Annotated in this window: 20 protein-coding genes and 1 tRNA gene; 13 read left to right on the forward strand and 8 right to left on the reverse strand. The window is 42.0% G+C overall.

The window, feature by feature from the left end; all coding sequences use genetic code 11:
* Positions 1–151: 151 nt before the first annotated feature.
* From HWQ38_RS17970 to HWQ38_RS18000, 7 genes are all read left to right on the forward strand, one after another.
* The gene (locus HWQ38_RS17970; protein WP_366933316.1) at positions 152–661 is read left to right on the forward strand and encodes a hypothetical protein; all 510 of its coding nucleotides are present in this window, start codon (positions 152–154) and stop codon (positions 659–661) included.
* A gap of 34 nt (positions 662–695) precedes the next feature.
* Positions 696–1,502 carry an Rpn family recombination-promoting nuclease/putative transposase gene (locus tag HWQ38_RS17975; RefSeq protein ID WP_292795934.1) on the forward strand — a complete coding sequence of 269 codons (807 nt, stop codon included), beginning with the start codon at positions 696–698 and terminating at the stop codon, positions 1,500–1,502.
* A 155-nt stretch (positions 1,503–1,657) separates the two neighbouring features.
* The gene (locus HWQ38_RS17980; protein ID WP_292795937.1) at positions 1,658–3,352 is read left to right on the forward strand and encodes an ABC-F family ATP-binding cassette domain-containing protein; all 1,695 of its coding nucleotides are present in this window, start codon (positions 1,658–1,660) and stop codon (positions 3,350–3,352) included.
* A 220-nt stretch (positions 3,353–3,572) separates the two neighbouring features.
* Positions 3,573–5,171 carry a 2,3-bisphosphoglycerate-independent phosphoglycerate mutase gene (gene gpmI / locus HWQ38_RS17985; RefSeq protein WP_292795939.1) on the forward strand — a complete coding sequence of 533 codons (1,599 nt, stop codon included), beginning with the start codon at positions 3,573–3,575 and terminating at the stop codon, positions 5,169–5,171.
* 182 nt (positions 5,172–5,353) lie between these two features.
* Positions 5,354–5,587, forward strand: coding sequence for a preprotein translocase subunit SecG (secG, locus tag HWQ38_RS17990; protein WP_196523427.1), 234 nt, complete (start codon positions 5,354–5,356; stop codon positions 5,585–5,587).
* A 10-nt stretch (positions 5,588–5,597) separates the two neighbouring features.
* Complete coding sequence (locus tag HWQ38_RS17995) at positions 5,598–6,413, forward strand: peptidase (RefSeq protein WP_292795945.1); 816 nt, start codon at positions 5,598–5,600, stop codon at positions 6,411–6,413.
* A 64-nt stretch (positions 6,414–6,477) separates the two neighbouring features.
* On the forward strand, positions 6,478–6,681 hold the full coding sequence (locus HWQ38_RS18000; RefSeq protein WP_292795947.1) for a hypothetical protein: 204 nt from the start codon (positions 6,478–6,480) through the stop codon (positions 6,679–6,681).
* Positions 6,682–6,751: 70 nt separating this feature from the next.
* On the opposite strand, the gene HWQ38_RS18005 is transcribed toward HWQ38_RS18000, so the two are convergent.
* The 6 genes from HWQ38_RS18005 to HWQ38_RS18030 all read right to left on the reverse strand — a co-directional run bounded on the left by HWQ38_RS18005 (position 6,752) and on the right by HWQ38_RS18030 (position 13,574).
* Positions 6,752–7,195, reverse strand: coding sequence for a DUF29 domain-containing protein (locus HWQ38_RS18005; protein WP_292795949.1), 444 nt, complete (start codon positions 7,193–7,195; stop codon positions 6,752–6,754).
* Between the two features lie 218 nt (positions 7,196–7,413).
* Entirely contained in the window at positions 7,414–8,562 is a 1,149-nt protein-coding gene (locus HWQ38_RS18010; RefSeq protein WP_292795952.1) for a glycosyltransferase family 4 protein, read from the reverse strand.
* A gap of 340 nt (positions 8,563–8,902) precedes the next feature.
* Positions 8,903–10,576 carry an MFS transporter gene (locus HWQ38_RS18015; protein WP_292796003.1) on the reverse strand — a complete coding sequence of 558 codons (1,674 nt, stop codon included), beginning with the start codon at positions 10,574–10,576 and terminating at the stop codon, positions 8,903–8,905.
* Positions 10,563–11,456, reverse strand: coding sequence for a DNA repair protein RecO (gene recO / locus HWQ38_RS18020; protein WP_292795955.1), 894 nt, complete (start codon positions 11,454–11,456; stop codon positions 10,563–10,565). The genes HWQ38_RS18015 and recO overlap by 14 nt, the downstream gene beginning before the upstream one ends.
* A gap of 88 nt (positions 11,457–11,544) precedes the next feature.
* Positions 11,545–12,225: a deoxyribose-phosphate aldolase gene (deoC, locus tag HWQ38_RS18025; RefSeq protein ID WP_292795957.1), complete on the reverse strand. Its 681-nt coding sequence runs from the start codon at positions 12,223–12,225 to the stop codon at positions 11,545–11,547.
* 170 nt (positions 12,226–12,395) lie between these two features.
* A complete protein-coding gene (locus tag HWQ38_RS18030) occupies positions 12,396–13,574 on the reverse strand; it encodes a DNA cytosine methyltransferase (protein WP_292795960.1) in 1,179 nt (392 codons plus the stop codon).
* Between the two features lie 407 nt (positions 13,575–13,981).
* Between HWQ38_RS18030 and HWQ38_RS18035 the strand changes: the two genes are divergently transcribed.
* The 6 genes from HWQ38_RS18035 to HWQ38_RS18060 all read left to right on the forward strand — a co-directional run bounded on the left by HWQ38_RS18035 (position 13,982) and on the right by HWQ38_RS18060 (position 19,803).
* Complete coding sequence (locus HWQ38_RS18035; protein WP_292795962.1) at positions 13,982–15,253, forward strand: glycosyltransferase family 4 protein; 1,272 nt, start codon at positions 13,982–13,984, stop codon at positions 15,251–15,253.
* Between the two features lie 563 nt (positions 15,254–15,816).
* Complete coding sequence (gene rsfS / locus HWQ38_RS18040; RefSeq protein WP_292795965.1) at positions 15,817–16,275, forward strand: ribosome silencing factor; 459 nt, start codon at positions 15,817–15,819, stop codon at positions 16,273–16,275.
* Positions 16,272–16,772, forward strand: a complete 501-nt coding sequence (locus tag HWQ38_RS18045; protein ID WP_292795966.1) for a CGLD27 family protein — start codon at positions 16,272–16,274, stop codon at positions 16,770–16,772. Before rsfS ends, HWQ38_RS18045 begins: the two co-directional genes overlap by 4 nt.
* Before the next feature lie 93 nt (positions 16,773–16,865).
* A complete protein-coding gene (locus HWQ38_RS18050; protein WP_292795968.1) occupies positions 16,866–17,819 on the forward strand; it encodes an asparaginase in 954 nt (317 codons plus the stop codon).
* Positions 17,820–17,865: 46 nt separating this feature from the next.
* Positions 17,866–17,942, forward strand: a tRNA-Met gene (locus tag HWQ38_RS18055).
* A 415-nt stretch (positions 17,943–18,357) separates the two neighbouring features.
* Positions 18,358–19,803, forward strand: a complete 1,446-nt coding sequence (locus HWQ38_RS18060) for a YcjF family protein (RefSeq protein ID WP_292795971.1) — start codon at positions 18,358–18,360, stop codon at positions 19,801–19,803.
* A gap of 82 nt (positions 19,804–19,885) precedes the next feature.
* Here the strand turns inward: HWQ38_RS18060 and HWQ38_RS18065 are convergent, their stop codons facing one another.
* Together HWQ38_RS18065 and HWQ38_RS18070 are read right to left on the reverse strand one after the other, a co-directional pair.
* Positions 19,886–20,182, reverse strand: coding sequence for a hypothetical protein (locus HWQ38_RS18065; protein ID WP_292795974.1), 297 nt, complete (start codon positions 20,180–20,182; stop codon positions 19,886–19,888).
* A 110-nt stretch (positions 20,183–20,292) separates the two neighbouring features.
* Entirely contained in the window at positions 20,293–21,342 is a 1,050-nt protein-coding gene (locus HWQ38_RS18070; protein WP_292795977.1) for a sugar transferase, read from the reverse strand.
* Positions 21,343–21,511 lie beyond the last annotated feature (169 nt).

Genomic DNA, 21,511 nt, shown 5'->3' on the forward strand with positions numbered 1-21,511 from the left:
CAATCCGGTGTGACCCTTTGTATCCTCTTATTTTTCTTCCTATCCCCTATTTATTGAGCGGATACTTAAAAGTTTTAGATATCTGACCAAAATCTAACCACTGGCAGTTAAGGAATAAATGGTTTTAAAATAGTGAAATCTGAAAATATTTATGGGTGCAGCTATGTCGCTACGCAACGAACCTTTAGATTGGCAAGTTGAATCAAATGATCCTTATATACCAGTTTATCATCAAGGTGATTTGGTGGGATTTTTTAAACCACATTATGCCAGTGAAGTTATTAAGTTTTTAAATGAGCAAGAAGTTTTAAAGAAAGCATTAAAAATGGCTTGTACTGATTTAATTAAAAAAATGGGCGGCGATGCGAATAAAGTCAATTATTTAATGGGAAAATATATCATAAATAGTGAGCGTCCGAAGCATGGAACTAGAGCGATCGCTATTTTACTTAGTGATCGACAAAAAGAACTTGACTTGAGTAATCAGGAGTTTACTAAATTGTGCGATAGCTTTAAATTATCCCCCGATGAACTGAATAATATTTATGCTGGAGAAGCATTTAATGATAGTTTGTTAGCGCCCATATCACGTATATTAGGGATTGCAAAAGAGCGGTTGCTGGAAGTGCGCGATGGTTCTGAAGAAGAAACTAACATATAAACAGCAAATCCAAATCTTCAAGTGATATAAAATTGTGAAAACAGACATCATCTTTTATCGCCTGTTTCAAGAATTCCCTGATATCTTCTTTGAGCTTATTGATAATCCTCCAGAATCAGCTAGCCTTTATCAATTTTCATCAGTTGAAATCAAACAAACAGCCTTCAGAATCGATAGGGTATTTCTGCCTATACAAGGAAGCGAGAACCAGATTTACTTTGTTGAAGTGCAATTTCAAGCCGATGGAGAAATTTATTCTCGGCTATTTGCAGAAGTCTGTTTATACCTGCGTCAGAATAAACCAAAAAATAACTGGAGTGCTGTGGTTTTATACCCAAACAGGAATGTAGATACAGGAGATATCAAACATTACCGTGAGTTTTTCACAAGTGGGCGCGTCAGGCGGATTTATTTGGATGAATTAGGTGAGGCTGCATCGCTTCCAATTGGCATTGCAACTGCTAAATTAGTAATTGCAACCGACGATATAGCGATCGCACAAGCTAGGGAGTTGATATATAGAACCAATTCAGAGATAAGTTCACCACAAAAACAGCAGCAGTTATTACAATTTATAGAGACTATTTTGGCTTACAAGTTTCCCACAATGACTAGGGAGGAGATGGAGGAAATGTTTGGCTTAAGCGAGTTAAAGCAAACCAGATTTTATCAGGAAGCCTTTCAGGAAGGTGTTGAACAAGGTATTGAACAAGGTAAGGTTCAAGGGAAACTCAAAGCAGTACCATCAATCTTAGCAGCAGGGTTGACTGTAGAACAAGTAGCACAGGCGTTAGATTTGAGTGTTGAAGAAGTTAGACAAGTAACGCAAAGCCAGCCTTGAGATAGATGTGGTAAATTTTATCCGTGGCTCAAGCCAAATTTGGTTTCGCCTCCCCAGACTTGATCACGACGAATTTATAGTTAATTTTTGTTAATATTAGAAGCGGTGTTAGTACTTCGTCTTCAACCACCCACTCCCTACCTCAGAGAAACTTAATGCTGCGATTAGAACATATAAGTAAAATTTATCCCACAGGCGAAGTTCTCAAAGATATCAACTGGGAAGTTAAACCAGGGGATCGCATTGGCTTAGTCGGTGTCAACGGTGCTGGAAAATCCACCCAACTCAAAATCATCTCTGGGGAAATTGAACCCACCGCCGGCGAAATCATTCGTCCCAATAGCTTACACATAGCTTACCTCAACCAAGAGTTTGAAGTAGACCCCACCCGCACCGTTAGAGAAGAATTTTGGACTGTCTTCAAAGAAGCCAACGAAGTACAGTTATCTCTGGCGCAGGTGCCACAAGAGATGGAAACGGCTAGCCCAGAGGAACTGGATCGACTGATCGACAAGTTAGATCGCTTGCAGCGCCAATTTGAAGCCTTGGATGGCTACAACTTAGACGCACGCATCGGGAAAATCTTACCAGATATGGGGTTTGGGCTAGAAGATGGCGATCGCCTCGTCAGCGCCTTCAGTGGTGGTTGGCAAATGCGGATGAGTTTGGGTAAAATCCTCCTGCAAAAACCCGATTTGTTGCTGCTGGATGAACCGACTAACCACCTCGATTTAGAAACCATTGAGTGGTTGGAAAATTACCTCAGAGGGCTAATTACGCCGATGGTAATAGTCTCCCATGACCGGGAGTTCCTTGACCGCCTCTGCACCCAAGTTGTGGAAACTGAACGTGGCGTTTCCGCTACCTACCTAGGTAACTACTCGGCATATTTATTACAAAAAGCCGAAAATCAATCAGCACAACTTAGCGCCTACGAACGCCAGCAGAAAGAATTAGAGAAACAGCAAACCTTTGTTGATAGATTTCGCGCCAGTGCTACCCGCAGTACCCAGGCAAAAAGCCGGGAAAAGCAACTCGACAAAATCGAGCGCATTGAAGCACCCGTTGGTGGGATGAGAACTCTACACTTCCGTTTTCCGCCTGCACCCCGCAGTGGACGCGAGGTAGTGGAAATTAAAGATTTAACTCATCTTTATGGTGATAAGATCCTGTTTTTGGCAGCAAATCTCCTAATTGAAAGGGGCGATCGCATTGCATTTCTTGGCCCTAATGGTGCTGGGAAATCTACCCTCCTGCGCGTGATTATGGGTATGGAACCACCCACAGAAGGTATCGTGAAATTAGGCGATCATAACGTTCTTCCGGGTTACTTTGAGCAAAATCAAGCTGAAGCCTTGGATTTGAAGAAAACTGTCATGGAAACTATCCATGATGAAGTTCCCGACTGGGATAATCAAGAAGTCCGCACGCTTTTGGGACGCTTCTTATTTACTGGTGACACTGTATTTAAGGCAGTTGGGGCATTAAGTGGCGGAGAAAAAGCTCGTCTGGCGTTGGCAAAAATGCTCTTACGTCCCGCGAACTTACTAATTTTAGATGAGCCGACAAACCACCTAGATATTCCAGCTAAAGAAATGCTGGAAGAAGCACTCAAAAATTATGATGGTACAGCAATAGTAGTTTCCCACGATCGCTACTTTATTTCTGAGGTAGCAAACAAAATCGTCGAAATTCGTGATGGTGAATTCCGCGTTTACTTAGGAGATTATCATTACTATCTCCAAAAAATTGCCGAAGAGAAAGAACAAGCAAAATTAGCTGCAATAGAAGCCGAAAAAACAGCGAAAAAAGCTGCTAAAGCTGCTAAAGCTTCCACGAAAAGGAAATGATCAAGTAGAAAATGGCTTAGTAGTAGTGCGAAAAGGCTACTACTAAGTAATCACTGCTTATTAGCGTTCAAAAATATTACAGAAAAATTACTAAAATTTAAAAATCTTTCAAAAAACTGCAAGTCCCTGATCAAAGAAATTAATAAGCAAAAATTCACTTGCGGCGTGGATTAGCAGTGGTATCATTCGGATATTACAAACAGTAAAGGGCAATTTTACTATGACCAAAGCACCTGTTGCTCCTGTGGTGCTAGTCATTTTAGACGGATGGGGCTACTGCGAAGAAACGCGAGGAAACGCTATTGTTGCTGCTAAAACTCCAATCGTGGACACTTTATGGGCAGCTTACCCGCATACCCTCATCCACACATCAGGAAAAGCTGTAGGGTTGCCAGAGGGTCAAATGGGTAACTCGGAAGTTGGTCATTTGAACATTGGTGCTGGGCGAGTGGTACCGCAAGAACTTGTCCGCATCTCCGATGCAGTCGAAGACGGTTCTATTGCCTCTAACCCAGCACTCCTCAAAATTTGCCAGGAAGTTCGTTCTCGGAATAGCAAGCTGCATCTAGTAGGACTTTGTTCTGAGGGAGGGGTACACTCGCATATCACCCATCTATTCGGACTACTTGACTTAGCCAAAGACCAGCGAATTCCAGAAGTTTGTATTCACGCCATCACTGATGGTCGTGACACCGCGCCAACTGACGGTGTAAAAGCAATCACACTGCTACAAGATTATATAGACCGCAGAGGAATTGGGCGCATAGTCACCCTTAGCGGTCGCTACTACGCGATGGATCGCGATCACCGCTGGGATCGGGTCAAACGCGCCTACGATGTGATGACCCAAAATGGTGTGGGTAGCGATCGCCAAGCTGTGGAAGTCTTGCTAGCATCTTACGCCGAAGGGGTAAAAGATGAATTTGTCAACCCAATTAGAATGGCTCCCGGTGCAATCGAACCAGGGGATGGGGTGATATTTTTCAACTTCCGCCCCGATCGCGCCAGACAACTAACTCAAGCTTTGGTAAGTCCCACATTTAACGGTTTTGAAAGACAGCGAATCACACCGCTATCTTTTGTTACCTTTACGCAGTATGATTCAGATTTACCCGTGGCTGTAGCCTTTGAGCCTCAGAATCTCAGTAACATTCTGGGAGAAGTTATAGCCAATCATGGTCTGAAGCAGTTACGCACTGCCGAAACAGAAAAATACGCCCACGTCACCTATTTCTTTAATGGGGGTCTGGAGGAACCTTTTGTTGGAGAAGATCGGGAACTGGTAAGCAGCCCGATGGTAGCGACTTACGATCACGCCCCAGCGATGTCAGCAGTAGCAGTTACAGATGTAGCGATCGCTGCAATTCAAAAGGGTACGTATTCCCTAGTTGTGATTAACTATGCCAACCCAGACATGGTAGGGCATACTGGTCAAATCGACGCTACCATTACAGCAGTTGAAATAGTTGATCGCTGTTTGGGACGCTTGTTAGAGAGCGTGATCAAAGTCGGTGGTACAACAATTATTACTGCGGATCACGGCAACGCTGAGTATATGCTAGATAATGGGGGTAATCCTTGGACAGCTCATACCACTAATCCAGTCCCCTTCATCTTGGTGGAAGGCGAGAAAGTCAAAATCCCTGGATATGGTACAAATGTCGAACTGCGAAGCGATGGCAAGCTATCCGACATCGCCCCCACAATTCTAGAGATTTTACAGCTGCCTCAGCCACCAGAAATGACCGGGCGATCGCTGCTGAAAACCGCAGAATATGAGCTACAACGCACTCGCACCCCCGTGCAAGTAGGGCTGTAAAAGAGTTAGGAGTGAAGAGTTCATAGTGAGGGGTGAATAATTAAGAGTTAACAGTGATCAATTAAAACCTTTCCAACTCCTAACTCCCACTCCTGTACAGACGCGATTAATCGCGTCTGTACTCCCAACTCCCAACTCCCAACTCCTGTTTTTTGAAACTTTTTATAAATGAGATTCCTCCCATGACAGTTACTAATATCGTGCAAGGCATTTGGGCATTTTCCGCCACTGGTTTGATTATCTTAGTTTTACTGCATAGCCCCAAAGGTGATGGTATTGGGGCTATTGGCGGACAAGCCCAGCTATTTAGCAGCGCCAAGAGTGCAGAAAACACCTTAAACCGAATTACTTGGGCATTGACAGTAATTTTTCTCGGTTTAACAGTAGTTTTAAGTGCTGGCTGGCTGCCTAAATAAGGATAGGTAAATGGGGGGAAGAACCGAACACCCAATACTTAACACTCTAATAAATTTAATTTCACCACGGTTAATTACAGCTCTTGCCTTATTTATTGGCACAGGGCTGTTAATCGTTTTTACTAATCTCCAGTCGAGTCATGGGTTGACAATAATACCAAAATATGTATATTCAGACTTAATAATTTCTCTCCCCACCTCATCTTCGCCAAAACCCCATCCCTTACCGTCCACACTCGCACGCTGGCAAGATAGTACCAACAGTGGTGACTACTTTTCCCAAGTCAAAACAACCCAAGTTGGTTATTTAGTCTGGTCACAATTTCCGGTTCGAGTTTACGTAGAACCACCAAAAGCCGTCAGCGAAAACCAAGCTCAAGCATGGGTTAATGGTGTTTTGCAGGGTGTACAGGAGTGGAGTACTTATTTACCTTTAACAATAGTCGAACAGCCAGAAATTGCTGATATTACGATTGTCCGAAAAGCGCCACCTTTACAAATTTCCCCTGGTAGTAATATATCCCGTGCGCGATCGGCACAAACCACTTACGAGTTATACACCAGCAACAAAGTTTTATCCCACCGCTTCACCATCTTGTTAAGTCCCAGTCAAACAGGTGAGTATCTCATTGCAGCAGCCCGTCACGAATTCGGTCATGCGCTAGGAATTTGGGGTCATAGTCCGCTACAAACTGATGCTTTATACTTTTCTCAAGTTCGTAACCCGCCGCCGATTTCTCCGAGAGATGTAAACACTCTAAAGCGGGTTTATGAACAGCCAACCAGTTTAGGATGGTCTTTAATGGATAATTCAAAGATTAATTGATCGATAGGTAAACTAGAAGCTGGTCACTACGGTAAAAATGCTACTAATAGCGAAATAATGACAAATGCATAGCAAAATTGAAGCTTTAGCAGCCAGAGAAAATATTTCCATTGAACAACTTACAACTATTGCCTTATCTGCACAAGTTTCCGCATGGATGACCAAAGACTATTTGGAAGAAAAAGCCAAAAGCGGTAGTTGGGAAAAATTCCAGCAAGTTTTGAATAAAGTCCCTAACGTAGAACCAGAAGAATATGATAAGTTGTAGCGAGTTAATTTTATGGTATTGGTGAGTTAAAATATGAATTATGTCTCGCGCAAAGAATCAAAATTTAAGATTAAGGCAACCAACTTTTATCCAAAATTTGCTCTAAGGTATAAGGACATAATTCAGGTAAATTGGTTAGCTGTGTTTTAGCCTTAACATAATCTAAGGCATTGCTATAAATTATGCTAAAATTATCCTCTAAATGATTGCGTAAATTGGCACTTAAATCTTCATTGATTTGATTCCGAAAACTAATGATTTCTGCTGCCCAATGATTAGCATTTCTTGGCTTTTCTAAATCCCAATATTGATAAAGTAATAAATGTCTAATAATCTGTTCTAACAGACTTTTTACTCGCCTTTTCTCGTTTTTAGCCAAATCTTCCAATTCTTCTATTAAGTTTTCATAGTCAATATCTGCTAATTGCCGATGTTTGAGACATTTAATAGTCTCCTCTAACCATTGCAGGTAATTGGATTTATATAATGTTTTTAGACCAATAATTGCAGTCATCTGTTGATTTTGTAGCTTTAATTTACTGTTATTTGATGTTAACTAATATATTAAATTTTGCCAATAATGATTTACATTTTATGACTTGGTGCCTTACGAACTCCGTCATAACACACGCTACTAGTCTATCAAGTTTAAATTGATGGGTAAGCAAGTACGTAGTAAGCACTAAAGTCCTTACGAATAGAAATGCGATTGTTCGCACTTCTTCCTTTTCCCTACGCTCTACGACTTAGCGGTAGAGGTCGCTGTGCTAAAACTTCTTTATAAAGTTCTTCCAGCAGAGTAATATTTTTACTCAGGGTATAGCGTTCTAATACACGCTGTCTGGCTTTTTGCCCCAGTAAGGTTGTTAACTCTGGATGGTCTTGGAACACTGGCAAGAGGGTTCTTAATTGCGATCGCGCTGTTTTGGTATTAATAACTACACCTGCGCCCTTTTCCAATACTTCTCCATCTGCACCCACATCTGTTGCTAAACAAGCCAACCCACATGCCATTGCTTCTAACAGAGATAGGGACAAACCCTCTACCAATGAAGGTAAAACAAATACATCTGCGCCCCGCAAAATTTCGATGCGTCGGTCTTCATCAGCGACAAATCCCAACCAGCTAATGCCGTATTCTGAACCAAAAAACGGCTCTAAAGAAGACTTCAAAGGGCCGTCGCCGACAATCAATAACTTAGTACCAGGTTCCATTGCCGACTGCTTCCAAGCCCGGAGGAGGGCTTCAACATTTTTCTCTGGTGCTATGCGACCCTGATAAACAAACAAGCGTTCAGCTTTAAATTCTGTTTTGACTTGAGAAAGTCCTGGAGAATACTTAGTTATATCAACACCGTTGGGAATTACAGCAATATTTTCTTTCCTTACACCCATCCCTGCCAATAATTCTCGCTGAATTTGAGAAAATACAATCACGCGATCATAGTTAACTAAAAAAGGTGCGTAGAGCTGATAAGCCAAAAGTTGTGTTCCCGATATCAGCTTTGCCCCCTTACCAGCAAAAGGTGTATGAAAAGTGGCAATTAGGGGCAACCTCAGTTCCTCACAGATTTCCGGTAGAAAAAAGTCTAGAGGAGATAGCGTTAAGGAAGCATGGACTATATCGGGTTTGATTTTCCGCAGCGAATCGGTTAAAACTTTGGTCGCTTTAAAAGTGGGAATTGTGTAAACCTGGGACTTGTAAATGAAAGGGAGAGAAACCTCTCGAAGATTTGGCCAGTTGTCAGGTTCCGACTCTTCCTGGGCGAAGTGAAGAAAACTAACTTCATGTCCCCTATCTAGCAAGGAATTTGTAATTTCTCGACTATAGGTGACATTGCCGCAAAAGGGCGATTTTTTTCCAATCCAGGCTATACGCATTCTTTATTTAGCTGTAAGAAAAGCGGGGTTGATCTATTACTTCTGTATGCTTTGTGATTTTATTTTATCTAGGTATACTTGCTGGTTTTTTTAGTTATTACAGATTCCCACGACACTTTAGTTTAAAAAGCCTATTTTAAGCTGATTAAACCAGTGGATTTATGGCTTTATTTATTCTATTTATAAGTTGTTATTTTCTGATATTTAAACAACTTATTCTCACTAAGGTCAGATTGATATCCTGCAAGTATGTGATAAATTTTCACTGACGATAGTTTACCATGAACAGAAAAGCTTTAATGAAATTAGTAATTACTTCCAGGTAATGAATAATAACTAACTATTTACATGAGTTATACCAGGTTAATATACCTCCTGAAAAGACGATCGCAGCTAATCCCAAAAAAACTACCTGTAATCCCAGAAAGGTTTCTACTACACCTGCTAATGCCAAAGGTAAGGAGAGGGCAATATTGATTACATTGTTTTGCAAGCCAAAAACTTTACCACGCATCTCTGGAGGTGTTTCTGTTTGGATCGCTGTTTGCATGGGAATTCCCACTAGCGCCCCAAAGATCCCTAATAGCGCCACCAGTAATAATACTAGCCATAGTTGGGTTGTAAATACTGATAGACCAATCAGGGATGCTGCCATGCCCATAGAACCATACAGACTTAGTTGAGTATAGGAGAAGCGTTGACCAAATTGACCGAGAATTGTTGCTCCCGCAGCGATGCCAACACCGCCGGCTGCTAGTAAAAAGCCGAACTGGGAGGCTTTCATGTTGGGAATTATTTCTGCCATGCGAACGGCTAGAACAGTTAATGCTGCAAAGACAGAAAACAAGATAATCAGCTGAAGTAAAGCATTGCGGATGCGATGATTTGCTTTGAGGTAGCCGAAACCATCCCGCAAGTCAGAGAATACGTGAGGGAATTCTGTATCGGGATCGTGGTGTTTTTCCTTAGTTGCCAAGAGGAATAAAATTAGTCCAGCGATCGCATAACTACCACCGACTAAAAGTTCTTTGCCCAAACTACCATTACCACCAATTTGCAGCCAAAGTCCATCTGCGATCGCTAACAATGGTTCCCCGACGGCAAACCCCACAATCACTGATGCCATCATCGTTGTCGTGTAAAGCGAATTTGCCGACAGCAAATGCTGTTCTTCTACGATCAAAGGAATTGCCGCCTGTTCTGCCGGGGCAAAAAACTGCGTCAAAGTCGAAACTAAAAAAGTTACGCCCAGGATGATTATAAAACCTACTGGCAGCACTCCTATGGGTTTCCAATCATGAGTTAACCACACCAGGAAGGGAATTGATAAAACCAGGATGCCGCGCCAAACATTCGTTGCCACCAGCACAGCTTTTTTCGACCAGCGATCGACAAACACACCAGCAACGGAACCAAACAATACGGCTGGAATAGTAAAAGCCATCATCAAGACTGATACCCAACCACTAATACTCTGATTGCTTGCTTGAAACTGAGTATTAATCAAAGCAATCATTAGCACCAAATAAACTTTATCTGCCAGTTGGGAAAAAACTTGACCGCCCCAAAGAGCCAGGAAATTAGGGTTTTTTAATACAGGCAAAAACCCCTGTTGTGTTACATTCTTTGTAACTGCTTCTCCACCTGAACCAGACCCATCTAATTTCGATGGTTCTTTTTCTGCGATCGTGGCTGCTGGGAAATTTTGCCCATTGCGTAGGTCTTCCCCGCCGCAGGCATCGCCGTTGCTATCTACCTCAGCAGTGGTTAATTTGTCCTCAGATGGTGTTTCTAATTGACTTGAAACATCAGTTTTTGGGATCTCCTCTGTCCAACTTTGATCCTTTTTAGAAACCTCTTTTGGGGACATTTCTTGGCCATTAATTTGACTAGGTGTACACTTGGAAACGGCACTCAAGTCATTCTTAACTGTAGGATCTAATGCCCTATTCTGTTTTTTGACGAGGCTTGGTGACAAAGGCAGGATTTTTTTATCCAAATCAGACGGTTGCATCATGGTTGGCAGCAAAATAAGAGTCGATCAAGGTAGCAGAGCGAATAGGGCGACCTAATTGATACTGAGCATACTGGCGCAAAATCTGCTCAACAGATAACCAGTTATGATCTCTAGCACCATCAATTTGCATTATCTCTGGTTGTGACAGATGTTGAAGCAAAGCCAATTCCATAGCACCCAGACGACTAGAAATCACAGGTATTTCTTGCCGATGCACAACAACTGTTTGGGCATGGGGCATTGGGTATTGGTCTCTCCTCATCTCCCTCATCTCCCTCTCCCCCTCTGTTCGTAAACGTTCCCTAGCTTCTAAAGAAACCGTTCCACCCGCAGGGATACTAAATCCTACCTGCCAGTTGGGGTCTGTAAAGTCTGGTTTGAGGGGACGCTCAGATAGGCAGCAAACTTGCACTTGCGGCGTCAGTCCTGCTAAGGCTAAAAGGTGAAACACTCCATGAGCCAGATGAGCCAAAACACCAGATGGATTTGCACTAGATACCGCCTCCAACCGATGGAGATGTTCATTGAACAACTCATAAAGTTCTTCTTGGGGTTGTTCGCTCAAAGCTTGACACAGGACTATTTCTGCTAAATACTGACTGGCAGCCAATTTTCCCAAATCTTTAGCTAAACCAGGATAAGTTTTTAACGTCTGTGCTTGAGTAATTTTATCAAGCGATCGCCCTTTGGCAATCAATAGTTCATTCACAACGAACATCCCACTCCTACCGCCCAGGCTGGAGTTGTGCTTACGTGCCCCTGGAGCCACTGCTCGAATCAAACCGAATTCCCGTGTCAAAATCGTCACTATTTTATCCGATTCTCCCAACGCCTGGGTTTTAAGATTAATACCAGTTGCTTTGTAGGTTCTACTCATTAGTTCTTAAGTCATTAGTCACTAGTTATTAGTCGTTAGTCAAGGGTCATCAGCTTAGGACAAATGACAAATGACAAATGACAAATGACTATTCACTCTTTCCCAGGTTATCGCGTTGGCGGAGCAAATCCATACCGCGAGATGTGCCTAATCTAGTAGCACCCGCTACAATTAAGTCTAAGGCTTGATGGATAGTGCGGATACCACCCGAAGCTTTAATTCCCACCCTATCTTTGGCCAATTCATGCAAAAGTCGCACATCTGCCACTGTTGCACCGCCATTCAAACCTGTACTAGTTTTTAAGAATGCCGCTCCCGCCTCCATAGCTATTTCCGCAGCTATTTTTTTCTCCGCATCTGTCAACAGGTTGATTTCCAAAATTACCTTGACAGTTTGCCCAGTCTCTTCACAAATTTCGGCAATCTCTCGGTGGACTTCTTCAGTTTTACCAGCTTTCAACCAGCCCAAATTCATTACCACATCCAACTCAGTAGCCCCACTATCCGCCGCTTCTTGAGCCTCATACAGTTTCACTGCTGAAGTCGTCGCACCAGCAGGAAAGCCAATCACCGTACAGACTTTTGGGTTCTTGCCGTGGAGGAGTTCGACTGCTTGTTTGACATAGGCGGGGTATAAGCAAACCGCCGCAAAATTGAATCTGTATGCTTCTTCACACCACTGCTCAACCTGCTCTGGAGTAGCTGTTGGCGTTAACAGGGCGTGATCGATAAATGGCGCAATATCAATATCGGGATAGTCTGCTGCCATCGTGTCTTTTACCAGTGATTGATTATTAAACTTTATAAAAAATTAAACCATTTCTTATATATATATTAAACCACATTTATTACGAGTTTATCCTGAAAACAATCTGTTGACTTCTCTTGGATGTTGGCTTTGTAGATGTCGCAGAATTACTGTCAGTATTTAAATTGACATTAGGCAGCAGTAACGTTAGGAATATCAACAGTATTTATCACGCTATTTCCTAACAAGTTAATAATAGTTTTAGCTAATGCCTTCGATGCCAAGTATGGTACACCATTACCAATAGTCTTAAACATATTCGTGAGCGACATATTTTCTGGAAGTACAAAATTTGCCGGCAAAGATTGTATGGCTAAAGCTTCGGCTACAGATATTCGCCGGATTTTATAGGGATGTAAATGTACTTCATTATTTCCATAGCAAGCTGTCGGAGAGTAACGCCATCTGTGAAGACGCTTGAAAGACTTTTTAGAATCATCTCCTTCATCAATAGCAGCAAATCTTGTGATACCTGCCCTTGGTTGAAAACAGTTGTCAGCATTGGGATGCTTCAGCACATTATTTTTTCTAAACCAGTATTCAACTGTTAATTCTTGAGGAATGCCATCAGGACAAGGCTTTATGGAATTTTCTTGGAATGGTTCGCACTTTTGCCAAGGATAAGCAAAAACCTTTTTTTGAGGATATACAATGTGATTATCCCAAGGTAAATACCCCTGATTAAGTAACTTTTCACTACCGACTTTTATTCCGATATCCTTGAGAAAATTCTCTCGGAAACCAATGAGAATAATTCTTTCTCTATCCTGGGGTACACCATATTCGATCGCATTAATTAACCGCTCTGTTAATATATAGCCTGCTTCCAGTAATTGTTGCTTGAGCGATTCAAAAAATAACCGATGCTTTGTCGTTTTCCACAACCCCTTAACGTTCTCAAATAAAAATAAATCTGGAAGATTGCGGCAAATTAATTCAACGTAAGCAGCGGAAAGCTTGCCATTATCTCCTAAACGTCCTCTATTTTTCCCGCCAATAGAAAAATCAGGACAGGGAGGCCCGCCAATAAAGCCCACAATATTATTAGATTTGCGACAGTCTTGTACTAACTCGCCAAGGTGTTGTGTTTGTAAACCTTCCAGAAGTTGGATTACATCTCCTGCTTCTCCGTCAGAATACCCGTATTCTGGCAACGGTAGATTGAGAACCTGACGTGAATGACGGTAGGCGGCGATGAATGGGGGGAAGATTTCATTGACGTAAACAATATTAAAACCGCTAGTTTCAAAACCTAAATCTAGGAAACCGGAACCAGCAAAAAAGGAGAAAATACAAGGGCGATCGCTCATTCAATAACTAAGTAAGTGGGCGTGAATAATTAAAGGTTTGTATTTAAGATATGGAGCCACTTACTAGGGGCCAATTTAATCAAGTTTGCATTGCGTAACATAGTTTTATTTATTCTTTCCCACTTACTTAGGATGATAAAAAAGCCTTAATTAATATCGGAGTACTTAGGGTTTTTACTTACGTACCAATCAGAAATGTACACTTGAAACACTGCTTAAATAGTCAAAAAAATTCACAGTTTCCCTAAGTATTTAATATCAAAGTTTACTCAATCTTTAAGGAAAATACCTGACAGAAAAACAGTCTGAAGCGACAATTAGATATAGGAGTTTCCCCGCTCCAAATTATGTTTAAGACAAATATTTGTCATTAAATAAAAAACTAGGGTACTTAGGACTAACTTTTTATGCGAATTTTAATTTACTCCTACAACTACTATCCAGAGCCAATTGGTATTGCCCCACTGATGACTGAACTAGCAGAGGGACTAGTGAAGCGTGGGCATCAAGTGCGCGTAGTCACCGCTATGCCCAACTACCCTGAGCGTCAAATTTACCAGGAATATCGGGGCAAGTGGTATGTCAACGAATACAAAAATGGCGTTCAAATTCAACGTAGTTACGTTTGGATTCGTCCCCAACCCAACCTATTAGATCGGGTATTACTAGATGCTAGTTTCGTTGTCACTAGTTTTGTGCCTGCCCTCATCGGTTGGCGTCCAGATGTTATTCTCTCAACATCGCCATCCTTGCCAAGCTGTGTACCAGTTGCTCTTTTAGGATGGTTACGTGCTTGTCCTGTGATCTTAAATCTACAAGATATATTACCAGAAGCAGCCGTCCACGTCGGTCTATTGAAAAATAAATTGCTCATCCAGTTATTTACATTATTAGAAAAATTTGCCTATCATAGTGCCAGCAAAATTAGCGTTATTGCCGATGGATTTGTGGAAAATTTGCGATCTAAGGGCGTAGAAGCTGACAAAATTGTGCAAATTCCCAACTGGGTTGACGTAAATTTTATCCGCCCTTTGCCTAAAAAAGATAACCCTTTCCGCGCCGCACATAATCTGAATGGCAAATTTGTAGTACTTTATTCTGGTAACATTGCCCTAACCCAAGGCTTAGAAAGCGTCGTCAAAGCTGCTTCTGTGTTGCGCCATATCCCAGATATTGTTTTTGTGATCGTTGGAGAGGCAAAAGGTTTACAGCGATTGCAACAGGAATGTCTAGACTGTGGCGCAGATAATGTTTTGCTACTGCCATTTCAACCCCGCAAATATTTGCCACAAATGTTAGCAGCTGCCGATGTTGGCTTGGTGGTGCAAAAGAAAAATATTGTATCCTTTAATATGCCGTCAAAAATTCAAGTGCTACTTGCCAGTGGAGGGGCCTTAGTTGCCTCTGTCCCTGACAATGGTACAGCAGCAAAAGCTATCAGGCAAAGTGGCGGCGGAGTTATCGTTCCTCCAGAAGATCCCCAAGCTTTAGCAATGGCAATTTTAGATTTGTACCAAAACCCCGAAAAAGTCAAAACTCTCGGTTATAAAAGTCGCCAATATGCCGTTGAACATTATGCTTTTGAGCAAGCTTTAAATCAGTATGAGTCCTTGTGTTACTCATTGACGGCAAATCGTGGAACAATTCAGTCCACAAGAGTTACAAAACAAGAAGTTTAATCTAGGGCAGTAAAGTTAGATTACATACCCGCGCCTTCAGTGCGATTCTACTTAATTTTACCCTCAGTATCTAAGTTACAATAGATTTTGAGGTTTGTTAATTATACTTAGTAATATACAGCAATGTGTTGTATTGTAGTTTTTAGTAGATAGCCTAAAGCATAGATGTGGCGTTACCTGCAAATTATTAGTCCAGCATGGTCGAAATAACTATCCAGTTAAAAAAGGTAACAAAACCTTAATTTATCTGCTTTGTTTGCTTCTGCCTCATGCCTCCTTGCACTAGCTTTACAATATTAGGCTGTTTGATTAGTCGGCGATTATTTTTGCCGGAAATTTGTGCTTGAAAGCTATTGGTTGATTTATCGCTGTACAATAACTATCCGCAACTGCTGATTGCTGATGTCGAAATCTAAACAGCCAATTATCAAACTAGCCCCATAGACACCTATTTTTTTGTTAGTATTCAAAAAAACCTATTGACACATTTTCAGATCAATTGTTTGTTGTTTGTAAGTAAATGTAAACAATTGTTTCAAAAGAAAGAAAGCACCTGAGGTTTAATGACTGATTATTTCCAAGGAAATTTCCCCTTACAATCTGTTCCACTGACGAAGAGTGTGGTAAAGAGCCACGCCCAAACTGAAGATGCAAGCGGAGTATTAGCTGCAACGATCGCTGTTGCGGCATCAGATCGCAAAGCGGGTGAGATTATATTGCTCAAAGTAGCAGAGGTATCTTACCTGGCTGATTACTTTGTGATGATGACTGGCTATTCTAGGGTACAAGTAAGGGCGATCGCTCAAGCAATTGAAGGAAAAGTCGAAACTGAGTTGCAACGGCGCCCCTTAAGGACAGAAGGAAAAGTCGAGGGGAGTTGGGTACTACAAGACTACGGTGATGTGATCGTTCACATCATGATGCCCAAAGAACGGGAGTTTTATAATTTAGAAGCGTTCTGGATTCATGCAGAGCGTATTTCCCTTCCAGAATCTGATCAGGGTGAGGATAAGCCAACATGATTAGGTCTTCGGTTTCCAATTGCCCAGTTCCCACAGACCAACAACCGCTCAATGAGTACGAACAGTTAAAAACCTCCTGGCTGTTTCGTGATAGCACTTTAGATTGGCGCGAGTATATCACGAAAATTGTTTGGATTTGGGGTTTATCTTGGCTCTTAGCAGGGCCTGTAGCTGCGGCAAGTTTTCCCCCTTACAAGTATATTGCACATTTTCTCCTCTGTGGTGCAGCCGGAGCCAGTATCGGGGTAGTGCTGGCACTGGTAAGGTTATACTTAGGTTGGTTCTACGTGTGCGATCGCCTTTGCAGTCCCACAGTCTTTTATGAAGAGTCCGGTTGGTATGATGGTCAAACTTGGACGAAGCCACAGGAACTCCTCAACCGCGATCGCTTGATTGTTGCATACGAAATTAAACCGATTCTGCGGCGGTTACAATTTACCTTTGCTGGCTTGGCGGGAATGTTCGTTATTGGTACTATAGTTTGGCATTTGTTTTAAAAAGTCATTGGTCATTAGTCATTAGTCCTTAGCTAATGACTAATGACCAATGAGTAATGACTAATAATTAAAAAAGGTGATAAATATAAACCCATGACAATGGGAAAACGAACTCAATCCACAGCACTTGAAGTCCGGTTGCTGCGGGAAGGTATTATTGAATCCCGGCATATAGTTCAAGCTGTTGTATGCGACGAGCGAGGACGGGTTCTAACCGTTGCCGGAAATTCTGAAACTGCTGGATTTATCCGTTCAGCCCTCAAACCATTTCAGGCACTCGCAGTCACTACCACAGGTACATTGGAACGCTATGCCCTGAGCGATCGCGACTTAGCAATTATCACAAGTTCCCACAAAGGAACAATAGAGCAAGTCCGACAGGTATTTAACATCCTTTGGCGGGCTGATCTTGACCCAACTGTACTCCAATGTCCAATTCCTGAAGGTAAGCGGAGTCCTCTAGAATATAATTGCTCTGGAAAACATGCAGGGATGTTAGCCGTTTGTCAACAACGTCATTGGCCCTTGAATAACTACTTGGAACGCAAGCACCCAATACAGCAGTTGATCTTGGGTAAAGTTGCAGAGTTGCTGCGAATGCCAGCTGAGGAATTTATCAGCGCTCATGATGACTGTGGCGCACCAACTTATCTGATGCAACTCGGTCATATGGCGTCTTTGTATGCACTGTTAGCCTCTAGTACCAACTTGGATCTGGAGCGCATCGTCCGTGCGATGACTCATCACCCCGCTATGGTAGCAGGAGATGGAGAATTTGATACCGAACTGATGCGTTTAACTCCAGGGGAACTGGTCAGTAAAGCTGGTGCCGAAGGAGTGCAGTGCATTGGTAGACTCGGTGAAGGCATGGGATTGGCAATTAAAGTCATGGATGGGGCAAAACGGGCAAAATATGCCGTTGCGATTCACTTACTCCAACAAATGGGTTGGATTAGTCCCAGCGCCGCAGAAAGACTCTCAGAAAAGTTTGTCACCTTGGGAAAATACAAGCGTTTAGAAGTAATTGGAGAATTATCATTTTTGTAGTTGCCAAACTCTTGACTTTAGGTTATGCTATAAAAGTCAAGAGCGACGCGGGATAGAGCAGCCTGGTAGCTCGTCGGGCTCATAACCCGAAGGTCAGTGGTTCAAATCCACTTCCCGCCACCAAATAAAAGATAAAACAAAGCCTCGTAATCTGAAAAGATTTCGGGGCTTTGTTTTAATGCTCAGGTATTTTATTTAACTATCTGTTGAATTTGTGGTAGTGCAATTTATTTGTGAAGATAAGGCTATAGGATTATTTTTAGATTCCGCTTCACATACATTAAGTGTAGAGAGTTATGCCAGTCGTGGTTTTCAAGTCAAGGCTTTTGATAGCTCTACGTACTAAAGTCTAAAAGTATTAACCATGAATATTAAAGTAGCAATTTTTTTTAATATTGTTGCTACCATTTGATTATTTAAGTTAATTTCATAACCATCTGTAGGTAAAGAAAGTTGTGTTCGATCGCCTGTTCAATTCGGAGAAGCAGATTTTTGGTCTATTCTGGAAGATATAGCCATCCAAAAAGCGCGGAGAATAATGGTTGTGAAGTTGCAGCGACCAATTTTAGTGGGAGGATTGGGACTGTCTTTTTCCCTGTGGATGTTGGACAGTTGGCACGATTCTATAGTGCAGGTGGGTGAGTTTGGTTTATTGAGTGCCTTAGCTGTAGGTGGGGGTTTATGGTTATTCCAGCAAAATCGCCCGAAAGACAGTTTAGAACAACTAGATGGTATGCTCGTAGATCGGGCGACTGTGGAAAGTGCGATTTCTATTGCTGAAACTGTAATAAACCAACTGGCACAAGAAGTAGAAAACCATGGGGCATTAGAGACACTCAGAGAACAAGTTGCCCAATTGCTGTTGGAATTAGACAGACAAGAAATTAAAGTGGCTGTGACTGGCGGTAAATCCGTGGGTAAAAGTACTTTAATTCAAGTCCTAAAGCAAAATCTAGAGACACGAAATTTAGTGTCTTTAGAAGAGACAGCACCTTTATTTAAAGAAGTGGGTGAGAATTCAGATGCAGCTGTTTTAGCAGAAGTGGCAAAATCTGATTTTGTTCTATTCTTGACAAACGGTGATTTGACAGACTCAGAATTTCAAACCTTACAGCAGCTAAAGGCAGCAAATCAGCCCACGATGCTGGTTTTCAACAAACAAGACCAGTATTTAGCCGATGAAAGCGCCAGCGTCTTGATGTCATTGAAACAGCGAATGCAGGGAAATGTAGTTGCAACTGCGGCCTCTCCCATTCCCATCAAAGTCCGAAAGCATGAAGCTGATGGTTCTGTGCAAGAGTGGATGGAACAACTAGCACCAAATATCCAGCAATTGACCCAGCAGTTGGGTGAAGTTTTGGCACAGCAAGGACAACGCCTGGTTTGGGTAACTACCATGAGGAAAGCTGGGTTATTGAAAGCTGAGGCAAAAAACTGGCTAAATGGAACTAGATGCGATCGCGCCACCCCAATTATTGAACAATATCAATGGATAGCTGCGGCTGCTGCCTTTGCTAACCCAGTACCAGCCCTTGATATTCTGGCGACTGCGGCAATTAATGCTCAAATGGTAATGGATTTGGGTAATATTTATCAGCAGAAATTTTCCCTAGAACAGGCGCAAACCGTAGCTGGAACAATGGGAAGTTTGATGCTGAAATTGGGTTTAGTTGAACTTTCTACAAAGGCGATTAGTACTGTTCTGAAAACTAATGCCGTTACCTTTGTTGCTGGTGGCCTAGTGCAGGGAGTCAGTGCAGCTTATCTGACCAGAGTAGCAGGGTTAAGTCTAATTGAGTATTTCCAACAACAGGAAATAGCAATAGATTCGGGGACTGGTTTAAATTTGGAGAATTTGCGGCAAACCTTGCAAAAGGTATTTGGGCAAAATCAGCAAATTGGTTTTTTGCAGGGGTTTGTTAAGCAAGGTGTGAAGCGTTTGTTGCCAGAGGTGCAGCAGGTTGAATTAGTGGGTGTTGAGTAAGGTTGTGGGTTAAGTTCACGCAGAGGCGCAGAGTTTTTCTTTGCGCCTTTGCATTAGGCTGAAAAGGAGTTTGAAAGTATTTTTAGATACTGTTAATCACAGTCAAAAGTCTTTCTGCTATTGGCTCAAAATATTGAACTGAGTCTCTAGCTCTACTAATGTGTGCCCCACGCAGACCATCTGCACTGGTACAATCAAAAACTGGTTTTCTTGCTTCTAATGAATAAGGAATTAGACTATGAAGATTAGGAATTTTTCCTAGATTAAAAGTTTTATCAGGCCAATAGTGAACTTGCTGCAATTTTGCTAATCTGTTCACAATATTTTCTTGAATTGCTGACTCAATGCGATTTCCAAATATCTGCCAGCCTTTTGTCATTTTTTCTTCAGAATCCTAAAATTTACCCAAGCCTAAAATAGGCTTGGGTACATCCAATAATTATCCTGAGAGTTGCGAGTTACCAAAAAATTGTGAATAAAGGTAGTTAGCTAAACAGCACCACTGTTTCTATTAAACAAGATAGTTATAGTTTTGAAAATTAGCTTTAAATCGTAGAGCAAACTCCAATTTTTTTGATACTGCAAATCCAGGCGAATTACATCTTCAAAACTACGGACTGTAGAACGCCCATTTACTTGCCATTCGCCAGTCATGCCGGGTTTAACATCGAAACGTTGCCACTCCGGTACTTCATAGCGTTCCACTTCATCAGGTGTGGGTGGTCGGGTGCCTACTAAACTCATCTCTCCTTTGAGGACGTTCCAAAATTGGGGTAGTTCATCGAAACTAGTTCGCCGTAAAAAGCGCCCGATCTTAGTAACTCTGGGGTCATTCTCATTCTTGAAAAAAGCACCTTGCACTTGGTTTTTGACTTCGGATTTCTTCGCTTCCGCATCCACACACATAGAGCGGAATTTCCAAATCTTAAACTGCTTTCCCATCCAACCACAACGGGTTTGACTAAAGAAAATGGGACCAGGATCATTAATTTGAATAGCGATCGCAATCGGAATAAACAAAACTCCTGTAATTAATAAACCAATTACTGACCCCACAATGTCTATGAACCGTTTCATCCAAGATGCCACAGAAGGGTGAGTAGTGGGTAACTGCTTTACTTGACGGGAAGTTGTCTTCCGATTATCTACTAAGTCTTCTGGCTCTATTAACGACCCCTCGTCCACAGACTCTAGGGGAAAAACTTGATCCAATCCGGTAAGTTTTAGGACTGCCATTACCTGAGGTGTTACATTCCGCAGTGTTAATGTAATCTCTTTCGCCTGAGCGTATTTAAAATTACTGACTAGGGCACCTAAACCACTACTATCCATAAAAGTAGTTTGGTGAAAGTCAATAATGATTTGCTTGGGATGTGAATTGGGCTGGATTAAGCCTTGGCAGGTTTGCTTAAAGCCTAAAGCCTCTAGCACGCTCAACCGCGTGGGCATCTGCACTATAGCCGTGTCGTTTAGGGAATTAACTGGAAAATCGACCTCTGTCGGTTGGCTAGTCATCAAGCTCTGCACTTTCGTTGCCATGTATAATGTAATCTGCCAAACATTATTTTGTCCGAGAAAATTACCTGATTTAATATTGGAATCAGTAGTAATAAGGACTAATCGCTATTTACCGGGGCTGAGATTGGAGATCGCTAGCGACGATTCACAATAGAACAAGAAGCCAAAAAATATCCTTGCTGTTGTGCCG

Source organism: Nostoc sp. NMS7, assembly GCF_017115085.1.
Taxonomy (GTDB): domain Bacteria; phylum Cyanobacteriota; class Cyanobacteriia; order Cyanobacteriales; family Nostocaceae; genus Nostoc.

Bases quoted from the DNA above. Each gene is read 5' to 3' on its own strand.
- HWQ38_RS17970 (WP_366933316.1), top strand. From the start codon at position 152: ATGGGTGCAGCTATGTCGCTACGCAACGAACCTTTAGATTGGCAAGTT.
- HWQ38_RS17980 (WP_292795937.1), top strand. From the start codon at position 1,658: ATGCTGCGATTAGAACATATAAGTAAAATTTATCCCACAGGCGAAGTT.
- gpmI (WP_292795939.1), top strand. From the start codon at position 3,573: ATGACCAAAGCACCTGTTGCTCCTGTGGTGCTAGTCATTTTAGACGGA.
- secG (WP_196523427.1), top strand. From the start codon at position 5,354: ATGACAGTTACTAATATCGTGCAAGGCATTTGGGCATTTTCCGCCACT.
- HWQ38_RS17995 (WP_292795945.1), top strand. From the start codon at position 5,598: ATGGGGGGAAGAACCGAACACCCAATACTTAACACTCTAATAAATTTA.
- HWQ38_RS18000 (WP_292795947.1), top strand. From the start codon at position 6,478: ATGCATAGCAAAATTGAAGCTTTAGCAGCCAGAGAAAATATTTCCATT.
- HWQ38_RS18005 (WP_292795949.1), bottom strand. From the start codon at position 7,195: ATGACTGCAATTATTGGTCTAAAAACATTATATAAATCCAATTACCTG.
- HWQ38_RS18010 (WP_292795952.1), bottom strand. From the start codon at position 8,562: ATGCGTATAGCCTGGATTGGAAAAAAATCGCCCTTTTGCGGCAATGTC.
- HWQ38_RS18015 (WP_292796003.1), bottom strand. From the start codon at position 10,576: ATGCAACCGTCTGATTTGGATAAAAAAATCCTGCCTTTGTCACCAAGC.
- recO (WP_292795955.1), bottom strand. From the start codon at position 11,456: ATGAGTAGAACCTACAAAGCAACTGGTATTAATCTTAAAACCCAGGCG.
- deoC (WP_292795957.1), bottom strand. From the start codon at position 12,225: ATGGCAGCAGACTATCCCGATATTGATATTGCGCCATTTATCGATCAC.
- HWQ38_RS18030 (WP_292795960.1), bottom strand. From the start codon at position 13,574: ATGAGCGATCGCCCTTGTATTTTCTCCTTTTTTGCTGGTTCCGGTTTC.
- HWQ38_RS18035 (WP_292795962.1), top strand. From the start codon at position 13,982: ATGCGAATTTTAATTTACTCCTACAACTACTATCCAGAGCCAATTGGT.
- rsfS (WP_292795965.1), top strand. From the start codon at position 15,817: ATGACTGATTATTTCCAAGGAAATTTCCCCTTACAATCTGTTCCACTG.
- HWQ38_RS18045 (WP_292795966.1), top strand. From the start codon at position 16,272: ATGATTAGGTCTTCGGTTTCCAATTGCCCAGTTCCCACAGACCAACAA.
- HWQ38_RS18050 (WP_292795968.1), top strand. From the start codon at position 16,866: ATGACAATGGGAAAACGAACTCAATCCACAGCACTTGAAGTCCGGTTG.
- HWQ38_RS18060 (WP_292795971.1), top strand. From the start codon at position 18,358: ATGGTTGTGAAGTTGCAGCGACCAATTTTAGTGGGAGGATTGGGACTG.
- HWQ38_RS18065 (WP_292795974.1), bottom strand. From the start codon at position 20,182: ATGACAAAAGGCTGGCAGATATTTGGAAATCGCATTGAGTCAGCAATT.
- HWQ38_RS18070 (WP_292795977.1), bottom strand. From the start codon at position 21,342: ATGGCAACGAAAGTGCAGAGCTTGATGACTAGCCAACCGACAGAGGTC.